19 protein-coding genes are annotated in these 23051 nt (G+C 58.0%); 11 read left to right on the top strand and 8 right to left on the bottom strand.

The genetic code is table 11. The features are described 5' to 3' along the window. Positions 1–1351 precede the first annotated feature (1351 nt). Positions 1352–7024: a Hint domain-containing protein gene (locus tag E5180_RS04725; protein ID WP_254700529.1), complete on the top strand. Its 5673-nt coding sequence runs from the start codon at positions 1352–1354 to the stop codon at positions 7022–7024. A gap of 117 nt (positions 7025–7141) precedes the next feature. Here E5180_RS04725 and E5180_RS04720 read toward each other — a convergent pair whose 3' ends face one another. Next, on the bottom strand, positions 7142–7744 hold the full coding sequence (locus E5180_RS04720) for a nucleotidyltransferase family protein (RefSeq protein WP_138923382.1): 603 nt from the start codon (positions 7742–7744) through the stop codon (positions 7142–7144). A gap of 173 nt (positions 7745–7917) precedes the next feature. Between E5180_RS04720 and E5180_RS04715 the strand changes: the two genes are divergently transcribed. Beyond that, positions 7918–9285, top strand: a complete 1368-nt coding sequence (locus tag E5180_RS04715) for a DUF2254 domain-containing protein (protein ID WP_138923381.1) — start codon at positions 7918–7920, stop codon at positions 9283–9285. 25 nt (positions 9286–9310) lie between these two features. On the opposite strand, the gene E5180_RS04710 is transcribed toward E5180_RS04715, so the two are convergent. Next, on the bottom strand, positions 9311–10615 hold the full coding sequence (locus E5180_RS04710; protein WP_138923380.1) for an HlyC/CorC family transporter: 1305 nt from the start codon (positions 10613–10615) through the stop codon (positions 9311–9313). A 64-nt stretch (positions 10616–10679) separates the two neighbouring features. On the opposite strand from E5180_RS04710, the gene E5180_RS04705 reads away from it, so the two are divergent. Further along, entirely contained in the window at positions 10680–11507 is an 828-nt protein-coding gene (locus E5180_RS04705; RefSeq protein WP_138923379.1) for a metallophosphoesterase family protein, read from the top strand. Here the strand turns inward: E5180_RS04705 and E5180_RS04700 are convergent. Genes E5180_RS04700 through E5180_RS15685 form a run of 3 tightly spaced genes read right to left on the bottom strand, consistent with a single transcriptional unit; the run spans position 11444 to position 14132 of the window. Continuing rightward, the gene (locus tag E5180_RS04700; RefSeq protein ID WP_138923378.1) at positions 11444–12418 is read right to left on the bottom strand and encodes a site-specific tyrosine recombinase XerD; all 975 of its coding nucleotides are present in this window, start codon (positions 12416–12418) and stop codon (positions 11444–11446) included. The two genes, E5180_RS04705 and E5180_RS04700, sit on opposite strands and share 64 nt — an antisense overlap. Beyond that, positions 12418–13986 carry a hypothetical protein gene (locus E5180_RS04695; protein WP_138923377.1) on the bottom strand — a complete coding sequence of 523 codons (1569 nt, stop codon included), beginning with the start codon at positions 13984–13986 and terminating at the stop codon, positions 12418–12420. Before E5180_RS04695 ends, E5180_RS04700 begins: the two co-directional genes overlap by 1 nt. Continuing rightward, positions 13983–14132 carry a hypothetical protein gene (locus tag E5180_RS15685; protein WP_005853380.1) on the bottom strand — a complete coding sequence of 50 codons (150 nt, stop codon included), beginning with the start codon at positions 14130–14132 and terminating at the stop codon, positions 13983–13985. Before E5180_RS15685 ends, E5180_RS04695 begins: the two co-directional genes overlap by 4 nt. Positions 14133–14212: 80 nt before the next feature. On the opposite strand from E5180_RS15685, the gene E5180_RS04690 reads away from it, so the two are divergent. Then, entirely contained in the window at positions 14213–14803 is a 591-nt protein-coding gene (locus tag E5180_RS04690; protein ID WP_138923376.1) for a shikimate kinase, read from the top strand. Then, positions 14803–15918 carry a 3-dehydroquinate synthase gene (gene aroB, locus E5180_RS04685; protein ID WP_138923375.1) on the top strand — a complete coding sequence of 372 codons (1116 nt, stop codon included), beginning with the start codon at positions 14803–14805 and terminating at the stop codon, positions 15916–15918. The genes E5180_RS04690 and aroB overlap by 1 nt, the downstream gene beginning before the upstream one ends. 86 nt (positions 15919–16004) lie before the next feature. Here aroB and E5180_RS04680 read toward each other — a convergent pair whose 3' ends face one another. Continuing rightward, positions 16005–16532, bottom strand: coding sequence for a single-stranded DNA-binding protein (locus E5180_RS04680; RefSeq protein ID WP_138923374.1), 528 nt, complete (start codon positions 16530–16532; stop codon positions 16005–16007). A 222-nt stretch (positions 16533–16754) separates the two neighbouring features. On the opposite strand from E5180_RS04680, the gene E5180_RS04675 reads away from it, so the two are divergent. Together E5180_RS04675 and E5180_RS04670 are read left to right on the top strand one after the other, a co-directional pair. Further along, entirely contained in the window at positions 16755–17339 is a 585-nt protein-coding gene (locus E5180_RS04675) for a lytic transglycosylase domain-containing protein (RefSeq protein ID WP_171048897.1), read from the top strand. 174 nt (positions 17340–17513) lie between these two features. After that, complete coding sequence (locus E5180_RS04670; protein ID WP_138923373.1) at positions 17514–18041, top strand: hypothetical protein; 528 nt, start codon at positions 17514–17516, stop codon at positions 18039–18041. A 108-nt stretch (positions 18042–18149) separates the two neighbouring features. Here the strand turns inward: E5180_RS04670 and E5180_RS04665 are convergent, their stop codons facing one another. Together E5180_RS04665 and miaA are read right to left on the bottom strand one after the other, a co-directional pair. Continuing rightward, positions 18150–18938, bottom strand: a complete 789-nt coding sequence (locus tag E5180_RS04665; RefSeq protein WP_138923372.1) for an AraC family transcriptional regulator — start codon at positions 18936–18938, stop codon at positions 18150–18152. Positions 18939–19040: 102 nt separating this feature from the next. Continuing rightward, the gene (gene miaA / locus E5180_RS04660; protein WP_138923371.1) at positions 19041–19931 is read right to left on the bottom strand and encodes a tRNA (adenosine(37)-N6)-dimethylallyltransferase MiaA; all 891 of its coding nucleotides are present in this window, start codon (positions 19929–19931) and stop codon (positions 19041–19043) included. Positions 19932–20030: 99 nt separating this feature from the next. Between miaA and pyrH the strand changes: the two genes are divergently transcribed. From pyrH to E5180_RS04640, 4 genes are all read left to right on the top strand, one after another. After that, complete coding sequence (gene pyrH, locus E5180_RS04655; protein WP_138923370.1) at positions 20031–20759, top strand: UMP kinase; 729 nt, start codon at positions 20031–20033, stop codon at positions 20757–20759. 99 nt (positions 20760–20858) lie between these two features. Next, entirely contained in the window at positions 20859–21422 is a 564-nt protein-coding gene (gene frr / locus E5180_RS04650) for a ribosome recycling factor (RefSeq protein WP_138923369.1), read from the top strand. 66 nt (positions 21423–21488) lie between these two features. Next, a complete protein-coding gene (uppS, locus tag E5180_RS04645; protein WP_441351435.1) occupies positions 21489–22229 on the top strand; it encodes a polyprenyl diphosphate synthase in 741 nt (246 codons plus the stop codon). Positions 22230–22252: 23 nt separating this feature from the next. Beyond that, positions 22253–23050 carry a phosphatidate cytidylyltransferase gene (locus tag E5180_RS04640; RefSeq protein ID WP_138923367.1) on the top strand — a complete coding sequence of 266 codons (798 nt, stop codon included), beginning with the start codon at positions 22253–22255 and terminating at the stop codon, positions 23048–23050. Position 23051: the final 1 nt, after the last annotated feature.

The following is a 23051-nucleotide window of genomic DNA, read 5'->3' as shown; positions in this document are numbered from 1 at the left end:
ATCCGCTTTCCTCGTCGCGCGTGCGTTTGTTTTCTATGTCGATGACGGGATTTTATCCCTAGCGCCGGCTAGCGGCGTATTGGGCTGGTACCACAACGGCATTCTGGCGTGTTGCGTGGCAGCATGTTTGTGATGTGGCCGGTATTCAAGCCAATGGCCACGCGAAGATAATTTTGCATCAAAATTGACGTAAATACCGCTTTTGGTTGCGGGCGATGGGGCTGTTTAATGCCGCTGCCTGGTCAGCGTCCTGTGGGGAAACCGCGCTCTTTCAGCGGTAGTATTCCTTATCATCTGCGCCGTTGACTACTCTTTTGCCTAAGGTCTGATTCGGCCGTATCAGAAAAAAACTACCTACATTTTTTGAAAAAATCCTCGCTGTTTCAACTTATTGGTTCCAATTTGGGAAATTTGCAAAAGACCAGTATCGGTATAGTTGAATTTATTGTCAGACGTTGTTCGCTGTATCGTAAACCGAAACAATAGAGATCTACTCCGGAACGTTCGGTCGAATTTTCTCTTTAATTTCTAAATTTCCGGTGCGTGGATGATTACCCTCTCGAAGGATTTGGAAACAATACACCACCTATGCGGGTATCTTAATTCAGCAGACTTGGACGAAACATGGCCGAAAAGGGGCGTCTCAGCACTTTCTTGCCACTTTCTTCTTCCTGCAAAGCAGACCGAAGAGTATTCATGAGCCTGCCCAACTGGGGGGCAAAGTTTTTAGGTTTCGGGGGCGACCGCATTGAACGCGCAAGTTGTGCGGGGAAGATGTGTCGCTCGGCTCTTAGGAGATCGTTGGATACACCACTGTCGATTGCTCGGCAGAGGGCGGCCTTGTTTGGCTGTCTCTCCCTCCAGAACGGTAAAGTTCTTTGCGCGTCGTCGATGGCCGCGAAGCATTGTTAGGGGGTTAGTGTTCGCCATTTTGCGATGGCCCGCCATATCGGTGGAAAACGGGAGAGACCGATGGGATCACATGCCTACTTAACGCGAAAGCCAGACCGGCTGGTTAAAGGCGATGACGCTACGCTGCGTTGCGCCAGGCGCGCCGCTTTCGCCTTGTTTAATCCCCCAAACCGCCGCCGTCGGATCACATCAAGAACACAAATGGCCCATACCCAGTTGATTACAGATTTAAACAATGGGCGCCGCGCTCTTTGTCCTGCACCGCTACGCCCCCAGCAGCGGCGTAAAGGGCAGGGCGGCGCCGCGTCCTACCCTAAGGATTTGGCACGGGTTACGTGCCCCACGAACTGATGAGCTTCGCCCGTGAACGGGCAAACTACTATTTTGGGCTGACGGTATCCACCGCAGCGTGCCCGAGCAAATTTTGGAGACGACTGATATGACCATCTTTTTGAACAAGCTATGGCTTTTTGGCAAAACCAGCACCGCCGAGGCCGAGAAAACGGCGACCGAGGCACCGAGCGAGGGGCCGAACGGTATTGTGGATGGTAACCAACAGGACAACCTGATCGACGCCAGCTATACAGGCGACCCCCATGGCGACCGTGTTGATGCAAATGATGCGGTGTTTGGCTATGCCAACAACGACGACATCATCCTTGCGCGCGGCGGGAACGATACGGTCAAGGCAGGTTTGGGCGATGATACAGTCGTGGCGGGTTCGGGCGATGATTTGGTCGAAGGTGGCAGCGGTGATGACATCCTGATCGGTGACGGTGCGACCAAGGGTACCTTTGGTGACAACCGCGAGAGTTTCGAATGGTCCAAGGCACCAGATCCTTCCGGCGACGGGTCCGAGATCGATGACGACGATTCCCTCAAGGGCGGGTTCACCCAGAACACCGGTTCCGTCAATGTAACGTTCGATCTGAAAAGCTTCTCGCCCAATAATCATGCCTCGCAGGAATTCAGCGATCGTGACCAGTTTATCGACAACATCGACAGCGGTTCCGAAGAAATCAACGACGAGAGCTCCTTTGAATCGCTGGCAAACTGCACCGGTGATACAAAGTTCGAGCTCCGTTTCGATCAGGCCGTTGGCAACGTATCGTTCAACGTGAATGATATCGACAACAATGGCGCAGTTAAGGTTCTGGCCTACGATGCGTCAGGGAAAATGATCGATGTCGATCTGATTGCGAACAGCAACTCCAGCGGTGTGAAACTGACCGACAGCGACGGCAAATTCGGTGTCGATACAGCAACCAGCAAAGGTGGTGACGACTACCCCTCTGATAGTAAATATTCGGTAAACGTTTCCATCGAAGGCCCCGTGTCGCGAATCGAATTCATCCACACAGGTGCGACCAGCGGCAATTCGGGCGTGAACGTGACAGACGTGTTTTTTGACAGTCCCGTGGCCGCGCTACCTGACGACGACGGCGCAGTTGGCAACGACACTCTGGACGGCGGCGAAGGTGACGACATCATCTTTGGTGACAGCGCGGGCCTGACCAAGGCGGATCCTGTGTCGAAAGGGGTCGATCCTGTGGCAGGTGCAGATCACACTGTTTTGACGTGGGACTTGTCGAATGTGACCGTCGCTGGCGGCTCTAGCCCGTTCCGCGATAGCGATACCGGCACCAGCGAGCTGACGGGTAAATCATTCACTATTAACGATAATTCTGCCCCCGTAGCTGTTGGCGTCAAGGACGGGGACGACTCGTTGAATGACAACGATGGTACGCAGACCCTTGTTCAAACCACCAAGCTGAACGGCAACACCGAATACGCAGGGGATAAATTCATCCCCGAATATTCCTATGTCGTGCGTCCCTCGGACGCCGTGGATTCCTCGCAGGATGTGACCGTTTACGTGATGAACTTTGACGGTACGGATGCCGTCGGGATCGTGACAGACAAACCGCTTGAGGTCGGCAAATCCTATGATTTCGTCAGCCACAGCTCTGACCTTCCGTCGATTAAATATGACCACATTGCAAACACTTACACCACGCCAGGCGATGCGACATCGCCGACAGACGGGCTGGTTGGTGGCGACGATGTGCTGACCGGCGGTGCTGGGAATGACACGATCTTTGGCGAGGGTGGCAACGACAGCATCGAGGGCAACGAAGGCGACGACTACCTCGAAGGCAACAGCGGCGATGACACCATCTCCGGTGGCAGCGGCAAAGATACGATCTACGGCGACAACAACACCGGTGACGGTTCTTCGTCTGGCGGCACAACAGAGCGCGAGAGCTTTGAGTGGGACAAGGCACCAGACCCCCACGATACCTCCGCTGTCGACAATAATGATAATCTGGGCGGCGGCTTTGTTCAGGACACGGGCAACGTCAATGTGACCTTCTCTGTCACCGGCAGCACCAAAACGCCCGAGACGACATTCTCGACGGACCAGCAAAAGGTGCATTCGATCACTGGCGACGATCAGGCGACCAATGCCAACAGCTCCTTGGCATCGCTGGCGAACCAGGATGGCGAAAGCGCGACATATCGTTTGGACTTCTCCAAGGATGTGACCAACATCAGCTTCCGCATCAATGACATTGATAACGCTTCGAAAGTTGTCATCGTGGCGATCGGCCCCGATGGGACGCGCACGGCGATCAAGGTCGATACAGGCAGCGGCATCAACGCTCAGAACCAGGACGGCGTTGGCGGTTACGAAACCCTGATCAGCCGCGGAGATAATGGCCCCGATACTGACCCGGACCACTCTGCCCTGGTGAACATCGAAGGCCCGGTCGATTACCTTGAGATTACCCACACGATGGATCAGGATCTGTCGGATGGCAATCACGCGGGCATCAACATCACCGACGTCTATTTCGACGCACCTGTAGGCAGCGTTGACGATGGCGCGGGCAATGACCTGTTGATGGGCGACGAGGGCGACGACTTTATCGACGGTGGCGCAGGCGACGACACGCTGTTTGGCGGCGATGACGACGATACGCTGGTCGGCGGTGACGGGAATGACCAGCTGACCGGCGGCGAGGGCAAAGACAAGATCAGCGGTGGCGCAGGCAAGGATACCATCTTTGGCGGCAACTATGGTGATGAAGTGGATGGCGGCGCAGGCGGCTTCGACTCTGACCCCAGCCAGAACACCGACGATGACACGCTTGACCTGACTGGCCTTAATTTCCGCTTGCGTGATCTGACACCCGACAGCAACGGCAATGGCCAGAACGGCACCGTCGACCTGTATAATGCTGATGGCAGCTCTGCTGGATCGTTCAAATTCACCGAAATTGAACATATCATCGGTGAAGAGATAGCAGGTCCGGTTGATGGTCTGGACAGCGGCGAAACCATGCAGCCGGAGTATACGGACGCGCAGGGTGACCAGATCGACGGCACCGACGGTATCAACGATACGATCTTTGGCAACGGCGGCGACGACACGATCGATAGCGGTCTGGGCGACGATACCGTTGACGGCGGGTCGGGCGATGACACCTTCGCGCTGACCGACGGCATTGATAATGACGTTATCATCGGCGGCGAAAGCGGCGAAACCACAGGCGACGTGATCGACAGCACCGCTGTGGATGACGATCTGACAGTGACCTTCACTGACGACGAGGAAGGGACACTGACCAACGGCTCCGGCATCACCGAATTCTCAGAGATCGAGAAGCTCGAACTGGGTGGCGGCGATGATACGGTCACAGGCTCTGGTGGTGACGAACATGTTTTGACCGGCGACGGGAACGACGTGGTCAACGCCGGTAGTGGCGATGATACCATTGATGGCCAAGGCGGCGATGATATCATCGACGGTGGCGGCTATGATGACAGCTTGATCGGTGGTGACGGCAACGACTCTCTTGTTGGCGGATCGGGCAATGATGTGCTGATCGGCAACAATTCGGGCGTGATCGGCGTGCCTGACGCGGATATTCCTTTGGTGGGCACACCATTTGATCAGGACGCAAACCCCAACGATGACAGGGACACGTTGATTGGTGGCCGCGGCAACGACACCATCGATGGCGGCGATGATGCTGACTACATCGACGGTGGCGCGGACGATGACGTCATCGAAGGCGGCATTGACAACGACACCATCTATGGCGGCAGCGGCAACGATACCATCACGGATATTCAAGGCGCGGATAGTATCTTTGGTGGTGACGGCGACGATCTGATCGATGCGGGTGTGGATACGTTCTCGGACTACAAGAATGACCAACCTACATTCATTCACCCGGTAACAGGTGAAACTGTTTCAAATCCGTTCTTCGGAACCGGCGATCCGAACAAGGACGACGGTCGTGACTTTGTCGATGGTGGTTCGGGCAACGATACGATCCGCACCGGTGACGACTCTGATACGATCTTTGGCGGAACGGGCGATGACTTTATCAATGCTGGCATCGACGACGACTTTGTCGAAGGTGGTGATGGCAATGATTTCATCATCGGCAGCCACGGTTCCGATACGCTCAAGGGCAACGGCGGCAACGACACAATCTATGGCGGCTTTGGCACAGAACCCATCGCGGGTTATGCTGGCGAAGAAGTAGATGCGACAGATCCTCAGCCCAACAATGGCAAAGATCTGATCGACGGTGGCGCCGGAGACGACGTTCTGTACGGTGAAGACGATGACGACACCATCTTTGGCGGTGCTGACAACGACTACATCGACGGTGGCATCGACGACGACAGCCTAGATGGCGGCCAAGGCAATGACACAATTTTGGGTGGCCAGGGCGATGACACCATACTCGGTGCGCAAGGCGATGACGTTATTGACGGTGGCGAGGGCAACGATTCTATCTTTGCGGGCAACGATAACGACAGCGTCATGGGCGGTAACGGCAACGACACAATCGACGGTGGTCTCGGCAACGATACCATCGACGGTGGTGACGGTGACGACTACATCCTTGGTGGCTTCGGTGAAGACAGCATTTTGGGTGGTGACGGTAACGACACGATCTTTGCGGCTGGCGACAACGATACCGTAGACGGTGGTGACGGTGACGACTCCATCAGCGGTGTTCGCGGCGACGATCTTTTGTCCGGTGGAGAAGGCAACGACACCATCAACGGCGGCGAAGATAACGACACCATCTTTGGCGATGGCGGCGACGACAGCATCCTTGGCGGGTTCGGAGACGACAGTCTGACCGGTGGTGAAGGTGATGACACCATTATCGCAGGCGGCGGCGACGACACCATTCGCGGCGGTGCAGGCAATGATAGCCTAGACGGCAACGATGGTCGGGATACCTTCCTTGACGTTAATGGCGGCGATACCATCAATGGTGGCTCCGGCACCGACGCCAATGACTATGATGTCATCAACCTTGTCGGTTCGCTGAACGGTGGCGGCTACCGTCTTGAAAATGTCACTCCGGATAGTGATCCCGGTGACACGATTGACGGCGACGGCGTCAATGACGGCATCGACGGTACGATTGTCTTCACGGATGCGTCCGGCGCTGAAACCGGTCGGTTGGACTTTACCAACATCGAAGAGATCATCCCCTGCTTTACGCCGGGCACCTTGATCGCAACGCCCAAAGGCGAACGTCGGGTCGAAGATCTGGAGGTTGGCGACCGTGTCATTACCCGCGACAACGGCATTCAGGAAATCCGCTGGGTCGGTGCACGTGAAATGTCCGGTCATGAACTGGCGCGTAAGGCGCATCTGTTGCCGGTGCTGATCCGTCAGGGCGCATTGGGGAACAACCTGCCCGAGCGAGACATGCTGGTCAGCCCCAACCACCGCGTTCTGGTGGCCAACGACAAAACGGCGCTCTATTTCGAAGAGCGTGAAGTCCTCGTCGCGGCGAAGCACCTGACCGGTCTCGAAGGTGTTGATATCGTCGAGACCTCGGGCACGACCTACATCCACATGATGTTCGACCAACACGAGGTGATCCTGTCCGACGGTACATGGACTGAAAGCTTCCAGCCGGGCGATATGAGCCTTGCAGGTGTGGGCAACGCGCAGCGCAACGAGATTCTGGAGCTATTCCCAGAATTGGCGACGCGCGAAGGGGTGGACGGCTATGTCGCCGCGCGCCGCACGCTCAAAAAGCACGAGGCAAAACTTCTCACGAAGTAAGCGGCGGGCTGAATGCAGCAACACCCGTGTTCCCCACAAAAGGGGGTGCACGGCAATGAACGGGGCAGGAGACTGTCCCGTTTTGTCGTCCTTAGCTTTATCGTTGAAAGGCAGGGGTCAGCGAGCGGCGCGCCAAGCGGCCCATGCTTCGGGCGTATCCAGATCCAGCCGCGCACGGTTCCCCGGTAGGGGCACGATCAGCGTCTCTGCCTGCGCCTGTGCGATAATCTCTTTGGCGCCTGTATCACCGGACATCTGCGCAATGCGGTCAAAATGACACGCGGCAAACACCGTTGGATGTCCGGCCTTTCCATCAGAGGTCGCGCCGCACCATATCGTATACTTCGTATTTAAATCAACCGACTGAAGCACGCACCTAAGGTCATATTCGGTTAGCTCCGGTAGATCGGCCAGCAGGATCATCGCAGCCAGAGAACTGCTCGGCAAGGCCGCAAACCCCGCGCGCAGCGATGCGTTTATCCCTTCCGCCGCGTCTGGCACAGGCAACGGTGTGACATCCAAACCGCGCAGCAGATCATAGCGCGGATGGGGCGCGGGCGGCAACGCCACGATGATTGCGGCCTTTGTCGCGGCGCGTGCGATCCGTGCCTGCCGTCGCAAAAGCGGCTCTGCGTCAATCAGCTCTGTCAGCTTGTCGCGCCCTCGCATCCGCGAGGATTGGCCCGCGGCCAGCAAGATGATGGGAATGTCGTGGCGCATCCGGAGTCCCTGATAAAACTAGCGTGGTGTATAAAAGGCGTAAGCCTATTCGCTGCCTCAACTTTTCGTGCTACCAGTATGAACCAGTCGGACGACCTGCGCGTTGAGTGTAAAAGCCAAGTGATCTGCGCGCAAGTTTAGGGAACTCGGTAGCCCAAGCGCGGAATATATGAATGACACCTGATTTTTTGATCCCCTCGACGCTGATCCGTAAAGGCCGCGAATACAGCCGCAAACTTTGGGTGCGTGTTTTGATTATGGGGCTCTTGGCGGTGTTTTCTCTGTTGGTAAGCACGCTGATCGAAAGGTGGATACCACAGTCACTGGCGACATATCTGACGGGCAGTGCTGCGGACCGACTTTTGTCGATTATCGCGAATGCGATGCTTGCGGTGACCACCTTTTCGTTAAGCGTCATGGTCACCGTGTATCGCAGCAGCTCCACTCAATGGACGCCACGGGTTCACCGTCTGATCGTAAAGGACCGCACAACGCAGAACACTCTGGCGGTCTTTATCGGCGCATATGTCTATGCGTTGATCGCGATCATCCTGCGCGAATTGGGGGTGTTCGACGACAAGCGGTCGTTTGTCTTGTTCATCATGACCGTGATCGTCTTGATCGTTATTGTGCTCAGCCTGATCCGCTGGGTGCTTCATCTGCAGTCCTTTGGTAGCCTGATCGACACGTCCCGTCAGGTCGAAGAACAGACCCGCCTGTCCTTCCGGGAGAGATTGCAGAACCCCTGCCTTGGGGCCAATGCGCTGACCGGTGATATTCCCGAAAGTGCCGAACCGTTCACGGCCGACGAGAATGGCTATATCCAGCATCTTTATCCCGAGGCGTTGAACACTGTGGCGGCAAACCACGGGGTAAAAATTTACTTTAGACGCAACATCGGTAGCTTTGTTTTCGTGAATGAACCGATGATGATGATCGACCGCGTGGGCGATCCCATAGACGACGAACACACCGACGAAACCCTCGGCGCGGGGATCAGGGCCAGTGTAATCATCGGCGATCTGCGTACCTTTGACCAAGACCCCCGTTTTGGCCTGATCGTCATGGGAGAGGTTGCCTCAAAGGCGCTGTCACCGGGTGTGAACGATCCCGGAACCGCCATCGACATGATTACACGGATCGGGCGGGTTCTGACGGACTACGAGGACGAAACAGCGCGGGAGAGAGACGAGGTTTTGGACCATATATACGTCGAACCCCTAAAGGCTTCAGATCTGGTCCAAGACGCCTTTGGCGCGCTGGCGCGGGATGGCTGCACGGTCGTAGAGGTGCAGCAACGCCTGCAAACGACCTTGAACGGCTTGATGCGCCACCCCGACAAGGGGCTGCGCGATGCGGCGCGTACTTCGGCTGAACGTCACCTGCGTCGGGCCCTCTATGCTATCGAGTTTGAACCGGACCGCGCACAATTGATGGAAAGCGCGAGCGATGCCGTGCGCGACGCGGTCAGAAAGACCCTGCGCCAAAGCCAGGAACAGGACGATACGCCCGAAATGGACAATGGTACGGATACAAACTGACGCGTCAGCGCGACGGCAGCGCCGATCAGAGCGGCCGGATTTTCAGCTGGGTAATGCGGTTACCGTCACGCGCCATGACTTCGAACCGGAACCCGTGGAAGGAAAACACCTGACTGGGCGTCGGGATCATCTGCGCTTCGTGAATCACCAGACCGGCGACGGTGTTTGCCTCATCATCAGGCAGGTCCCATTCTGTCGCGCGGTTCAGGTCGCGGATGGTCATGGCTCCGTCGACGAAAAACTGCCCGTCTTCGGTCTTGGTGACCCCGTGATCTGCGTCTGGGTCAAACTCGTCAGTGATCTCGCCGACGATTTCTTCCAGAATGTCTTCGAGCGTGATCAGCCCTTGCAGCGACCCGTATTCATCTACCACGAGTGCAAAATGCGTACGCCGGCGGAGGAACTGGCGCATTTGTTCGTCGAGCGTGGACGTTTCTGGCACAAAATAGGGCTTCACCGCGATATCGGCGATTTTGAAAGACTTGAACGGCGCGTCGTCATCGGCACCATTGATATGCTCGTACATGGCCCGCAGCACGTCCTTGGCGTGGATCACACCAATGATGTTTTCTGGGTCGTCGCGGTAGACGGGCAGGCGGGTGTGATTGCTTTCAAGTATCTGTTCAAGGATCTGTGACGGGTCATTCGCGGCGTCGATCATCTCGATCCCAGACCGGTGGAGCATGACCTCTTCGACCATACGTTCGCGCAGGTCTAAGGCGCCAAGAATACGGTCGCGATCCTCTTTTTCAACCACACCTTCGGATCGACCGATCTGGAGCGCACCAGCGATTTCTTCGCGCACGGCTAGGATGTTGCTGTCGGGGTCGATCGTCACGCCGAACAATCGCAAGATACCACGGACCAAAAAGCGTACAGCCGACACAACGGGGCTGAAGACCAACACCACCAGCGCAATGGGGCGCGACACAGCGGCAGCGGCAGTTTCTGCATTGGTGATCGCATAGGTCTTGGGCAGCACCTCGGCAAATATCAGCACAAGGAGGGTCATCACCAGCGTCGCCAACGCCACACCGGATTCGCCGAAGACACGCGTAAACAGCGCCGTCGCAAGCGAGGCTGCAAGAATGTTCACAAGATTGTTGCCCAGCAAGACAGAGCCAATAAGCCGCTCGTTATCTTCGGTGATCCGAAGAGCCCGTTCAGCACCCTTGGACCCTTTGTCTGCTTGCCCGCGCAGCTTGCCCCGCGATGCAGCCGTCAGTGCCGTTTCAGACCCCGAAAAGAAGCCGGAAAGCACCAGAAGAAACAAGATGATACCGCAGCTGATCCAAAATGCGCCGTCTAGGATTGCGGGGGCCGTGTCCATTTGTGAATATACCTTATCCGTTTGCTCTTAGGGTTATGGGCGTGTGTGCGGTTTCATTCAAGGGATGAGCAGGGTGAACCATCAAGATTTGGGACAATTGAACGGGCCGATTGTGCTGTTCGGCGGGCCATATTCGAACCTGCAGGTGCTTGAAGCGCTGTTTGACCGTGCGCGCGCCCTAGGGGTTGGGCCGGATCGGATGATCTGCACCGGCGATGTGGTGGCCTATTGCGCTGATGCCTATGCGGTCAGCGAAAGGATGCGGTCCAGCGGTGTGCCTGTCGTCGCCGGAAACTGTGAAAAACAACTCGCCGCCGGGGCGATGGATTGCGGCTGTGGGTTCGAGGACGGCAGCGCCTGTGATCTGCTGTCTGTCGGCTGGTACGGCTACGCCAGTGCGCAGATCTCTGACGCGCAGTGCAACTGGATGGGGCAGGTGCCTGACATCATTAGTTTTGTCCACGCCGGAAAACGCTATGCCGTGATCCACGGCGGGCACCATGATATCGCCCGCTTTATCTGGCCAGTCTCGTCCGAGGCGGTGTTCGACGAAGAATGGCAAGCGGTTGAACGCAGCATCGGGCCCATAGGCGGGATCATCGCAGGGCATTGTGGTGTGCCGTTTGAACGCGAGACCCCGCGGGGGCCTTGGATTAACGCCGGTGTCATCGGTATGCCGCCCAATAACGGTGCGCCGCAGACCCGCTTTGCCGTACTGGACGCGGGACAGGTCACGTTCCACACGCTTGACTATGACCACGTTGGCGCCGCGTCTGCGATGGAGCAGGCTGGCTTAACGCAAGGGTATCACAGCGCGCTACTCACAGGTTATTGGCCGTCAGAGGATGTCTTGCCGCCGGAACTGCGCCGCCCCGCCTTGGCGAGCGGGTGATTTTCCAGCACCAGCTCGGACAGGCGCGCCTCTAGCACGTGGGTGTAGATTTCGGTCGTGGCAACGTCGGCGTGGCCCAGCATGGTCTGTATCGCCCGTAGATCGGCGCCGTTGGCCAACAGATGGGTGGCAAAGGCATGGCGCAGCGTGTGGGGCGTGACCTTGGAGGGCTCGACACCGGCGGCAAGCGCGAATTCCTTGATCAGAAGATAGAACCGGTGGCGCGTCAGGTATCCGCTGCTGCCACGGCTGGGAAAGAGGTAGATCGACACGGGCTTGCCTTTGGCATGTGCTGCTTCCTCGGTCTTGTCGCGCTGCACCAGCCATTCCGCAAGCGCCTGCCGCGCCGGATCAGACAGCGGCACCAACCGTTCCTTACTGCCTTTGCCCATGATCAACAGCAATCGCGGGTCGCCCCGTGCGGCGCTGACCTTGAGGCTGACAAGCTCGCTCACCCGCATACCCGTAGCGTAAAGCAGTTCCATCAGACAGGTGTTGCGCAACTGGTCAGATATGTTCCGGCCAGAATTATGCGCCGCGTCGAGCAGCAGGTCGACTTCGTGTTCGGACAGTATTTTAGGCAGGCGTTTATCTTGACCCGGTCCCGCAATCTGTATCGCGGGGTTATCCGTGCGCCAGCCTTCCTCGAAGGCAAAGCGGTACAGCTGTTTGATGGCCGATAGCCGTCGCGCACGGGTCGATTTGGCAAGACCCTGCGCATCGCACCAGATCAAATAGGCTTCGATGTCCTTGCGGCCCACACGCGCGAAATCCAAGGACCGGCGGGCAAGAAAGCTGTCGAAATCCTTGAGGTCGCGACCATAGGCGAGCTGCGTATTCGTTGCAGCACCCAATTCAGCCGCTTGCGCCTCTAGAAAGGTCGATATCCAATGCAGCAGGTCAGTTTGCATCAATCACGTTCCAGCAAGGACGTCTGCAGTGCCGCACGGCGGGCAGCATCCTCTAGCCCCAGGGCACGCAGGGTAGAGATGGCATCGCGCAAGGCAGCCGTGTCCCCGCGAGCGCCATCTTCCAAAAGGGCAATTGTATGCAAAATGGCACTGCCCAGCTGACCGTTTTGCGCCAGTTCAACCAACCCGCTGCGCGGCGTGGGGGTGCTGAACGCGCTCGCGATGCCCTGAGCATGGGGAATATCAGGCGTGATGGTCGGGGCTTCGCCTCGTGCGATTTGCGCGAGAAAGGCGATCTCTGCCGATTGCGTATCAGCCCCGGCGACCTGTTCGTATAGTGGCGAAAGAAGCAAGACGCGGTCGCGTAACGCGGCACTGGCACCGGTGAGTTTCTTGCCCTGCAAGCCTTCGGCATAGAGTGTGGCGAATGTCACCTCCGTCTCGGCCTGTTGCATGGCACGCCACGCGGGGCGCAAGGTCTTTGCAATCGCCTCTGGATTACCGGAGGACATGGCACTGTCGAACCGCTGCAACGCGTCGACACGATCCCAGATGCCGCCAGAAGCCGCGGGTTCGCGGTCTGTGTAGATCCCCAGAAACCGGTTATCGGGCAGGGCACCGATACGGGTCAGCCGTTCAGAGGCTTCCAGCTGCGCCTTCCACCCTGCGATGTCGCGCAGATCGGCGACGGCATAGGCGGGCGGTAGATTACGGGTCGATTGCGGTTCTCCGATGGCTTCAAGCAAACGGAACTTGAGCGGAGTCATCTCGCGCGGGCCGGGCAACGGCGCGGCACCCTCGTAAAGGTCGGGATTGAGAAACCGGTCGAGCAGCGACAGATCATTCTCGGGCAGCAGCGCCAGCGCTTGGGCAGAGCCCAGGGTCAGCGACGCCGTGTCCCATTCCCCCGACCGCGCGGCGCACAGGATCCGCACACCGTAATCTGTGGTCAGAAAGGGTTTGTCTTTCAGACGCAGACAGGCGCGATCCTCTGTGCCAAGCAGCAGGCTGACCTGCATCCACAGGTCAAAGTGAGCAACGGAGGTATCGACGCCGGCCTGTTCGATCAACGACATTGCCGGATCAAGGGCTGCGGCCTCCATCAAGGTACGCACGCGGGCGAGGGCGAGCGTATCGCCCTGCTTTGCATCACCTTGCGGGGCGGTCGCTTGCGCAAGCAGTATGGTAAACAGCAATGAATGGGCCACAGGCAGATGCAGCTCTGGCAAGCGGTCGAGCTGATGCGCGATATCCTCGGCGGTGCTGCCCACCCACAAATCCTGCGGCAGACCGGTGACCTTTGTGGGCACCAGCCCGATGGCACGTGGTCCGCCCTTGCCCAAGGGCGCAACAGTTACGGCAGGCGGCAGCGCGCTGCGCGCCACGGGGGCCTCTGCGGGTTTCACGGGGGCCTTGCGGCTAGGGCGTGGCGTTTTGGGACGTTCGCCCAGCCAGTCGATCACAGAAAGGGGCGCATCAGGTGCGTTCTGCGACGCGGCTTGCGCAGCGGCACCAAGGGGCAGGGCAATCAGGCAAAAAACGCTTAGCTGCCTGACAAATAGGATCATTGCTGCTCCAACGTCACGGATTCGCGGATTTCAACCTGAGGGGGGGCAAAGTCCGCGCCAAAGAACGGCCCCACATAGGCATAGACCGCAAGGCCGATAAACCCGATAATTGCGAGGTAAATCAGAAACTTGATTAGTTTGCCCATGAATTCCGCCTGCTTTGTTCTGCATATTTTGACTATTCTATATATGGCCTTTTGGGCAAGATCACGTCATTCACACAAGAATGAGCGAAATTCAGCAATCCCCAGCCGATACGGCGCAAAACCCACCCCGGTACCACTTGAAAAAGACGGTTGTCATGGTCGGCATGATGGGTGCAGGTAAAACTGCCGTGGGTCGCGCTTTGGCCACTAAACTTGGCGTGCCCTTTGTGGACAGCGACCACGAAATCGAAGCCGCTGCCAATCTAACCGTTCCCGAAATCTTTGAACGCGACGGCGAAGCCTTCTTTCGCAAGCGCGAGACCGAAGTGATCTCGCGTCTGCTCGACAAAGCACCGGGTATCCTGTCCACCGGCGGCGGGGCCTTTCTGGCAGAGGCCAACCGCGACAACATCTCGGCGCGTGGTCTGTCTGTCTGGCTGGATGCTGACCTCGACCTGCTTTGGAACCGGGTGCGGTATAAAACCTCGCGCCCGCTGTTGCGCACGGCAAACCCCCGCGGCACCCTGACCGAGCTTTTTGAAAAACGCGTACCGATCTACCGGCTTGCGGATATGACCGTCACCAGCACGCCGGCGCTGTCGATTGATGCGATGGCGCAGCGCGTGGTGGATGCGCTGGCGGATCGCCCAGATGTACTTGAGGTGCTGTAATGCGAGAAACGGTTCATGTCGGCCTTGAGGGTCGCGAGTATGACGTGGTCATCGGCCCTGATCTGTTGGCAGAGGCAGGCACACTGATTGCTCCTCTTTTACGGCGCAAGCGTGTTGTGGTAGTCAGTGACGAGACAGTCGCGGCACACCACCTTGATACCTTGCGCGCCGGTCTGGCGACGGCCGGCATTACGGTAGAGGCGCTGGCGCTGCCACCGGGCGAGACGACAAAATGCTGGGCAGAACTGACCCGCACTGTCGACTGGCTGATGAACCAGAAAGTTGAACGCAACGACATCGTAATCGCCTTTGGCGGCGGGGTGATTGGCGATCTTGTCGGCTTTGCCGCTGCGATCCTGCGCCGTGGCGTGCGGTTTGTGCAAATTCCGACGTCGCTGCTGGCACAAGTCGATAGCTCTGTCGGGGGCAAAACTGGAATCAACGTGTCGCAGGGCAAGAACCTTGTGGGGGCGTTTCATCAACCGTCACTGGTTTTGGCCGATACAGCCGTTCTGGGCACGCTACAAACGCGTGATTTCCTTGCCGGGTATGGTGAGGTGGTCAAATACGGGCTGCTTGGCGATGCCGCGTTCTTTGACTGGCTCGAAGAAAATGCCCCCGCGATGGCCGCAGGTGATATGGCGCTGCGGGTCGAAGCGGTGCGACGGTCGGTTCAGATGAAAGCCGACATCGTGCTACGCGACGAAAAAGAGCACGGCGACCGCGCGCTTTTGAACCTTGGTCACACCTTCTGCCACGCGCTAGAGGCGGCGACCGGCTACTCCGACCGGTTGTTGCACGGCGAAGGCGTGGCGATCGGGTGTGCGATGGCGTTCGAGCTTTCGGCACGATTGGGGCTTTGTGCGCAAGAAGATCCCAGCCGCGTGCGCGCCCACTTGCGTACAATGGGAATGAAGACCGACCTGCGCGATATCGACGGCGATTTGCCCAATGCAGATCATCTGGTGGATTTGATGGGACAGGACAAAAAGGTCATCGACGGCAAACTGCGCTTTATCCTTGCCCGCGGTATTGGCGACGCTTTCGTAACAGCGGATGTGCCGCCGGACGCCGTTCGCCGGCTTTTGTCTGATGCCTTGGCCGAGCGCGGATAACAAACAGCAGAGGCGCTGAACCTGAGGTCTGGATGCAGAAAAGGCGGGGAATTCCCCGCCTTAACTATATCTTATACTGGATTGTTTTAGAACGGGATTTCGTCGTCCAGATCGCGCGATGAGCTACGGCCGCCTTCGTTGCCGCCGGCCGATGGGCCACTGTCGTAGCCGCCGCCATAGCCACCCTGATCGGATGGGCCGCTGTCATAGCCGCCACTGCCGCCGCCATAGTTGCCACCACCGCCACCGGAGCCAGCGCCATCGCGGCCGTCTAGCATAGTCAATGTACCGCCAAAGCCCTGCAACACGACCTCTGTGCTATATTTATCCGCACCGGACTGGTCCTGCCATTTGCGCGTCTGCAGTTGGCCTTCGATATACACTTTGGAGCCTTTTTTCAGGTACTGCTCTGCGATGCGCACGAGGCCTTCCTGAAAGATTGCAACCGAGTGCCATTCGGTTTTTTCGCGACGCTCGCCTGTGTTGCGGTCTTTCCAAGTCTCGGAGGTCGCGATGCGCAGGTTGCACACTTTGCCGCCGTTCTGGAACGAGCGCACTTCGGGATCGCGCCCCAGATTGCCGATTAGGATCACTTTGTTAACTGAGCCGGCCATGATGCCCCCATTTGCTGCAAGATTAAGAGCCACGCGCGAATCCCGCACGCGCCTTGGATTGGCCGACGTTATACCTAGCAGGGTTTGCGATAAACAGGGGGGATGCAGGATAATCGCAGCCGATTGCCCACGCTGAAGTGAACCGGATCATGAAAAGGCTGGCACGCATGAGCCAGTTTGCTATGGTCTGCCGGAATTGAGGCTATGCGGAGCAAGGACAATATGCGAATTTTGCTAACGGCGGCGCTGTGCTGCTTTTCAGTGGGTGCAGCACCGGTTGCTGCTGACGTATTTTCCTCCAAGAACCGGACCAAGCTTTTTGCGTCCCAGACCAAGATCTTGGACACGCGTGCTTCAAAACAATATGCGGCCTCGGTCCGGCTTCAGCCGCAGGGCGTGGTAACCCCGACCAAATGGGATACGCCAAAATACCGCGGGAAGTACAAGGGTGTTTACCATGGCATGGCCCGCGAAGCCGCGATGCGCCACGGTATCCCGACAGACCTGTTCTTGCGTCTTGTGCAACAGGAAAGCGGCTGGAACCCCACGGCAAAATCCCACAAAGGCGCGCTTGGTCTGGCCCAACTGATGCCGGAAACGGCGCGTCATCTGCGCGTGGACCCGACCGATCCGTATCAGAACCTCGACGGAGGGGCGCGGTACCTCAAGCGGCAGTATCGGGCGTTTGGCTCGTGGAATTTGGCGCTGGCCGCATACAACGCTGGGCCAGGTGCGGTCAAAAAATACGGTGGTATCCCGCCTTACGCCGAAACCAAAAACTATGTGAAGGTCATTGCCGGCCTTTGACCGGACGACCTAAGTTTTTGAAGTATAACTTAAAAAACATATCTTGCGCTATTATCCGCCGTTCCGTGCCTGTGCCCTTCGGAACCTAACTCTCAATTGCCGTGTTCCCTTTCCAGAGCGTCAGCAGGTTGTCTTCTACGATCGGCGCGCATCAGAAAGATAAGGAGCATTCGCATGTTCAACTCAGTTAAAACGATCGCATTGGCCACAGGTGTAAGCCTCGCCGCACTGTCCTCCGCCGCGTTTGCGGACGAGCCCGTATCCTTCTCGGCGATTGACGTAGACACGTCGATCAGCGCTGCGCAGGACGCGAATGCGATGGAATACTATCCGCAGATCACCGAGGACCTGAAAGCTGCCGTGGCCGCCCGTGTTCTGGGCAGCGATGACGCAAGCGACCCCACCATCAAGATCGACGTCCGCAAAGTTTCGCTGGATGGTGCCACGATGCTGAACGACGGCCAAGAGTTCAACGAGCTTGAGGGTGTTGTGAATATCTCGTCTCCCGATGAATCGATCGCCGCGCGCAGCTTCCCCGTTAACATAGCCGCCTATGCGGTGGATCAGGTCGTGCCAGAAGGCTACGTCGCAGTCGCGCCATCCGAGGGTGTATTCTATGACGTTATGATCAACGGTTTTGCCGATGAGGTGGCCAAACAGGTCGGCAATCTGAACACCGCAGGTAGCGGCGTCAGCAAATAAGCCACCCGGCCTCGATCAGGCTGCTGCGGCCATCGCGAGAGCGGTGGCCGTTTTTCGTTATATTTAAAGGTTAGAAAAGATTGAATTCCGGCCTATGCGTGCATCACCTCAGGCAGTCGCTACACGAAGCCGCGATGGGGTGCTGCCGGTATGCTTCTGTATAAATCGCGTAAAATAGGCCGCCGAGCCAAAGCCCAAATGCCGCGCGATATCCTGAGCGGGGTGTTGCGTTGAGCCAAGCAGGTGCCGCGCCTCATGCAGGACGCGTTCGGTCAGTATATCTGCTGCGGTTCGTCCCGTTGCGGATTTTACCGCACGAGACAGGTGAGTCGGCGTGACCTCAAGGGTTTCGGCATAGTGCGACATCGGCGCGCCGCTGCGATAGCGTTCAGAGACAAGCTGGCAGAACCGCGCGCTTAACCGTGACCCCGCATTGGGCCGGCTGGGAATGTGTTCGTCCTGCAATATCTGCCGCCGCAACCAGACCGACATGAGCGCGGCTTGCGCCTCTAGGGCGTCGTGGAAAAGCGGTCGTTTGGTTTGTTGTTCGCGCTGCGCTGCCTCGATCAGGCCAGTGAATTCGGTCTGCGCCTGTACATCGCGGATACGCAGATGGCGCGGCATCTGCGGCAGCCGTAATTCCGAGCCTTCAGGGATCACAACCACCTGACCGATGCCCTGTCGCCCCAAATCAAGGGCAAAAAGCGCGCCGGCGGGGATGAACACGGCGTTATGCGCCCCAAGTCCGCGGCGCTGCCCGTCAAGCTGCAACAGACCTTGGCCGCGCGTAATCCAGATCAATATATTCGCCGGCCGATCGTGACACAGATGCACACGCCAGTCTTGTCCTTGGGACAGTTGCGCAAGTGTCAGCAGTTCGATGATGTTCGCATTCATTGCATAGCCCCATCATAAAAAGACAAGTTTCAGCTATGTTTATACACAATTCGGCAAAGGTATAGGTTGAATAAGACAACGGCGCGAAACGGGAGCTGTGACTCAGCCGGGTGAATAGGGCAGCCAGTCAGCCGTGTTTCTGCGCAACCATGTGCGTTGCCGTTTGGCATACTGACGGGTTGCAATAATGGCCTCTTGCCGTGCCTCTTCAAGCGACAGGGCACCGTCAAGATAGCGCATCAGCTCGGGCACGCCAATGGCGCGATGCGCGGGCTGGGTCGGGTCATAGACGGGACGCACGGCGGCGACCTCGTCCAAAGCGCCTTGGTCCAGCATTTGATCAAAGCGGCGGATGATCCTGTCGTTCAACCAGTCTTTCGATGCGCTGACCGCGATGGCCTGACAGCGATCCAGCGGCAAGGTCGGCGGTGGCGTCGCGTCCTGCCACGCGGCCAGCCCGCGTCCTGTGGTTTGCTGCACCTCCCACGCGCGCTGCACCCGCATCGGGTTCTGCAGGTCGATCCGGCTGGCTGTCACGTCATCAAGCGTGTCGATCATGGCCGCGCGGGTCATCGTGTCGCCGATCTTGCGCACGCTGTCGGGCGTCGGGGGTATATCCACCAGTCCCTTGGTCAGCGCTGCAAAGTAAAGACCCGTACCGCCCACGATAATCGGGCGTGCCGGTTGCTGCAGAACCTCGGTGACCTCACGCAGCCAGTGACCGACGGAATAGGGGTCCCTGGCCGACACATGCCCGTACATAAGATGCGGTGCCAATGCCTCTTCGTCGGCAGGCGGGCGGGCAGAGATGACACGCCAGCAGTCGTAAACCTGACTGGCATCCGCGTTCACGATCACGCCGCCTTGTTCTTGCGCAATCGCCAGCGCCAGCGCGGATTTACCCGACGCCGTGGGCCCCGCGATCAGCACAGGCTGCGCGGGGTTCATGCGGGATACGACGTCTAAAACGCGCGATAGCGGGGCTTCTGGCATTTCTTTGCGTGAACCTCTGACGGAGCATTGAATGTTTGCGCTATTTGCGACATTTTACGGCGCAATGAAAACCCCTCCCATACCCCGAAAGGTGCCCCCATGCCCGAGAGCCAGTCAAAAGTAACATTCAAGCGGGTTATGCTAAAAATTTCAGGCGAAGCATTGATGGGCGATCAGGGGTATGGCCTGCATCCGCCAACGGTGCAACGCATCGCGAACGAGGTCAAATCGGTTCATGACCTTGGCGTAGAGATTTGCATGGTCATCGGCGGCGGCAACATCTTTCGCGGGCTGCAAGGGTCTGCCCAGGGAATGGAACGCACGACCGCTGATTACATGGGAATGCTGGCCACAGTGATGAACGCGCTGGCGATGCAATCCGCGCTGGAAGAACTGGGGATCCACACGCGGGTCATCTCGGCGATTACCATGAACGAAGTGGCCGAGCCTTACATCCGTCGCCGCGCTGTGCGCCACCTTGAGAAAAAGCGCGTCTGCATCTTTGCCGCCGGTACCGGCAACCCGTATTTCACCACCGATACAGCCGCAACGCTACGCGCCAATGAAATGGCCTGCGAAGCGATCTTTAAAGGCACCAAGGTCGATGGCGTCTATGACAAAGACCCCGCGAAGCACGCCGATGCGGTGCGCTACGACGATGTGACCTATGACGATGTCTTGCAAAAGCGCCTTGGGGTTATGGATGCCTCTGCCATCGCATTGGCGCGGGACAACAGCCTGCCGATCATCGTCTTCTCGCTGGACGAGCCGGGCGGGTTCAAGGGGATTCTCGCAGGCGAGGGGACGTATACGCGGGTGCAGGGCTAGCGCCCAACCTACGATAGATGCGTGCCTCTCTATACAAGAGGGGCACGATCGCGTTATATCGGTTCAAATTTAGATAGTTACAAAACCACCGGGGACATCATGTCAGACGATTTTATGCTGGACACAGACGATCTTGAGCGGCGCATGAACGGCGCGATTGCGTCGTTGCGTACCGAATTTGCCTCCCTACGCACAGGCCGCGCGTCCGCCTCCATGCTGGAGCCGATTATGGTTGATGCCTACGGCAGCAGCACGCCGATCAACCAGGTGGGTACCGTCAACGTGCCCGAACCCCGCATGGTCACTATCAACGTGTGGGACAAAGGGCTGGTCAGTAAAGTTGAAAAAGCGATCCGTGAATCCGGTCTGGGGATCAACCCTCAGTTGAACGGCACCATCATTATGCTGCCGATCCCCGAGCTGAACGAAGAGCGCCGGACACAGCTGACCAAGGTCGCTGGTCAATATGCCGAAAGCGCACGCGTTTCGATCCGTAACGTGCGCCGCGATGGCATGGACCAGATCAAGAAAGCCAAGGCCGATGGCATGTCCGAAGACGACCAGAAAGTCTGGGAGGGTGAGGTTCAGAACATGACCAACAAGTTCATCGGCCTCATCGACGAGCAGCTAGAGACGAAACAAGCAGAGATCATGCAGGTTTAAGCGGATTTCACGGTGCGCGTTGCCTTCGGTTTCGCGCATCGGCCTGCTGCTCGATAAGGATACATGATGCCTGCTGCGACCGACCAGACCACCCAGCTTGTCCCAGGGGCTCCGCGCCATGTTGCGATCATCATGGATGGAAATGGCCGTTGGGCAACCCAGCGGGGGCGTCCACGACTGTTCGGGCATCACGCCGGCGCGAAACGTGTGCGCGAGATCGTCGAGGCCTGTCCCGATGTCGGCGTCGAATATCTGACGATCTTTGCCTTCTCGACCGAGAATTGGAAGCGGACACAAGTCGAGGTTGCGGGCCTCATGAGCCTGTTTCGCCGCTACATTACAAAAGAAACCCGGGCGCTAAAGGCCAAGGGCGTGCGGGTGCGCTTTATCGGGGACCGTGTGCGTCTGGACGCCAAGCTGGTCAAGCTGATGAACGTGCTCGAGGCGGAAACCGCTGAAAATACGTTGACCCATCTGACAATTGCCCTGAACTACGGTGGCCGCGACGAGGTCGCGCGGGCCACGCAGCGTCTGGCGCAGGATGTGGCGTCTGGCCTGCTGCACCCCGATGAAGTCGACGAAGAAACGCTGCCACGCTATCTGGATACCCACGTATTGCCGGACCCCGATCTGGTTATCCGCACCAGTGGCGAGGCGCGGATCTCTAATTTTTTGCTGTGGCAATCGGCTTATGCGGAATATGAATTCATTGATACGCTTTGGCCCGACTTTACCAAGGCGGAGTTCGGTCACCTTTGCGCGGCCTACGGCAATCGCGACCGGCGCTTTGGCGCTGTGTCCTCCTGATCGCACGACGAAAGGAAATCACTATGACGACACCTTCATCGGAGCGTTGGTCAGACCTTACGGCGCGCGTTGGTTCAGCGCTGGCGATGATCGTCGTCGGTTTGGGCGGCATCTATCTGGGCGGGCCCGTTTTCCACGTTCTGGTCGCGCTGATTTGCGGCGTGATGGCGTGGGAACTGGTGGGCATGTTGAACCCGTCAAACCGCGGTGCGCGGATGCAGATGGGGCTATTGGTCGGGGCGGCGTCGCTTGCGTCGATCTATCTGCCCGTGGGATTTGCCTTGCCAGTCCTGCTCGCGCCAGCGCTGGTAGGCTTTGGCCAGCTGGAAAAACATCGCACGATCTTTATGTGTTTCACCGTGATGATCATGCTGGCGGGCTTTGGCCTGACGCAGGTGCGGGATGATTTCGGCTTTGGCTGGCTGATGTGGCTGGTGCTGGTTGTGGTGATCACCGACGTTGTCGGCTATTTCGCCGGTCGCGCCATTGGCGGGCCAAAGTTCTGGCCCAAGGTCAGCCCTAAAAAGACATGGTCGGGCACTGCCGCTGGCTGGATCGGGGCGGCGGCCGTGGGTTTCTTGTTTTCGATCAATACAGGTGTCGGCTTCCAACTTGTGGGCGTGTCCGTTGCGATGTCGATGGCGTCGCAGATGGGCGATATTGCTGAATCCGGTATGAAACGCCGCTTGGGCGTCAAGGACAGCTCTAACCTGATCCCGGGTCACGGTGGGCTGCTGGACCGGTTCGACGGCATGTTGGGCGCAGCACTTTTCCTGCTGATTATCGGCCAATTCCTGACTATTACACCCTCGCTAAGCTGAC

The organism is Sulfitobacter sp. BSw21498 (genome assembly GCF_006064855.1).
Lineage (GTDB): Bacteria > Pseudomonadota > Alphaproteobacteria > Rhodobacterales > Rhodobacteraceae > Sulfitobacter.
This window is presented reverse-complemented; position numbering and strand designations above follow the sequence as displayed.

Bases quoted from the DNA above. Each gene is read 5' to 3' on its own strand.
- E5180_RS04725 (WP_254700529.1), top strand. From the start codon at position 1,352: ATGACCATCTTTTTGAACAAGCTATGGCTTTTTGGCAAAACCAGCACC.
- E5180_RS04720 (WP_138923382.1), bottom strand. From the start codon at position 7,744: ATGCGCCACGACATTCCCATCATCTTGCTGGCCGCGGGCCAATCCTCG.
- E5180_RS04715 (WP_138923381.1), top strand. From the start codon at position 7,918: ATGACACCTGATTTTTTGATCCCCTCGACGCTGATCCGTAAAGGCCGC.
- E5180_RS04710 (WP_138923380.1), bottom strand. From the start codon at position 10,615: ATGGACACGGCCCCCGCAATCCTAGACGGCGCATTTTGGATCAGCTGC.
- E5180_RS04705 (WP_138923379.1), top strand. From the start codon at position 10,680: ATGAGCAGGGTGAACCATCAAGATTTGGGACAATTGAACGGGCCGATT.
- E5180_RS04700 (WP_138923378.1), bottom strand. From the start codon at position 12,418: ATGCAAACTGACCTGCTGCATTGGATATCGACCTTTCTAGAGGCGCAA.
- E5180_RS04695 (WP_138923377.1), bottom strand. From the start codon at position 13,986: ATGATCCTATTTGTCAGGCAGCTAAGCGTTTTTTGCCTGATTGCCCTG.
- E5180_RS15685 (WP_005853380.1), bottom strand. From the start codon at position 14,132: ATGGGCAAACTAATCAAGTTTCTGATTTACCTCGCAATTATCGGGTTT.
- E5180_RS04690 (WP_138923376.1), top strand. From the start codon at position 14,213: ATGAGCGAAATTCAGCAATCCCCAGCCGATACGGCGCAAAACCCACCC.
- aroB (WP_138923375.1), top strand. From the start codon at position 14,803: ATGCGAGAAACGGTTCATGTCGGCCTTGAGGGTCGCGAGTATGACGTG.
- E5180_RS04680 (WP_138923374.1), bottom strand. From the start codon at position 16,532: ATGGCCGGCTCAGTTAACAAAGTGATCCTAATCGGCAATCTGGGGCGC.
- E5180_RS04675 (WP_171048897.1), top strand. From the start codon at position 16,755: ATGCGAATTTTGCTAACGGCGGCGCTGTGCTGCTTTTCAGTGGGTGCA.
- E5180_RS04670 (WP_138923373.1), top strand. From the start codon at position 17,514: ATGTTCAACTCAGTTAAAACGATCGCATTGGCCACAGGTGTAAGCCTC.
- E5180_RS04665 (WP_138923372.1), bottom strand. From the start codon at position 18,938: ATGAATGCGAACATCATCGAACTGCTGACACTTGCGCAACTGTCCCAA.
- miaA (WP_138923371.1), bottom strand. From the start codon at position 19,931: ATGCCAGAAGCCCCGCTATCGCGCGTTTTAGACGTCGTATCCCGCATG.
- pyrH (WP_138923370.1), top strand. From the start codon at position 20,031: ATGCCCGAGAGCCAGTCAAAAGTAACATTCAAGCGGGTTATGCTAAAA.
- frr (WP_138923369.1), top strand. From the start codon at position 20,859: ATGTCAGACGATTTTATGCTGGACACAGACGATCTTGAGCGGCGCATG.
- uppS (WP_441351435.1), top strand. From the start codon at position 21,489: ATGCCTGCTGCGACCGACCAGACCACCCAGCTTGTCCCAGGGGCTCCG.
- E5180_RS04640 (WP_138923367.1), top strand. From the start codon at position 22,253: ATGACGACACCTTCATCGGAGCGTTGGTCAGACCTTACGGCGCGCGTT.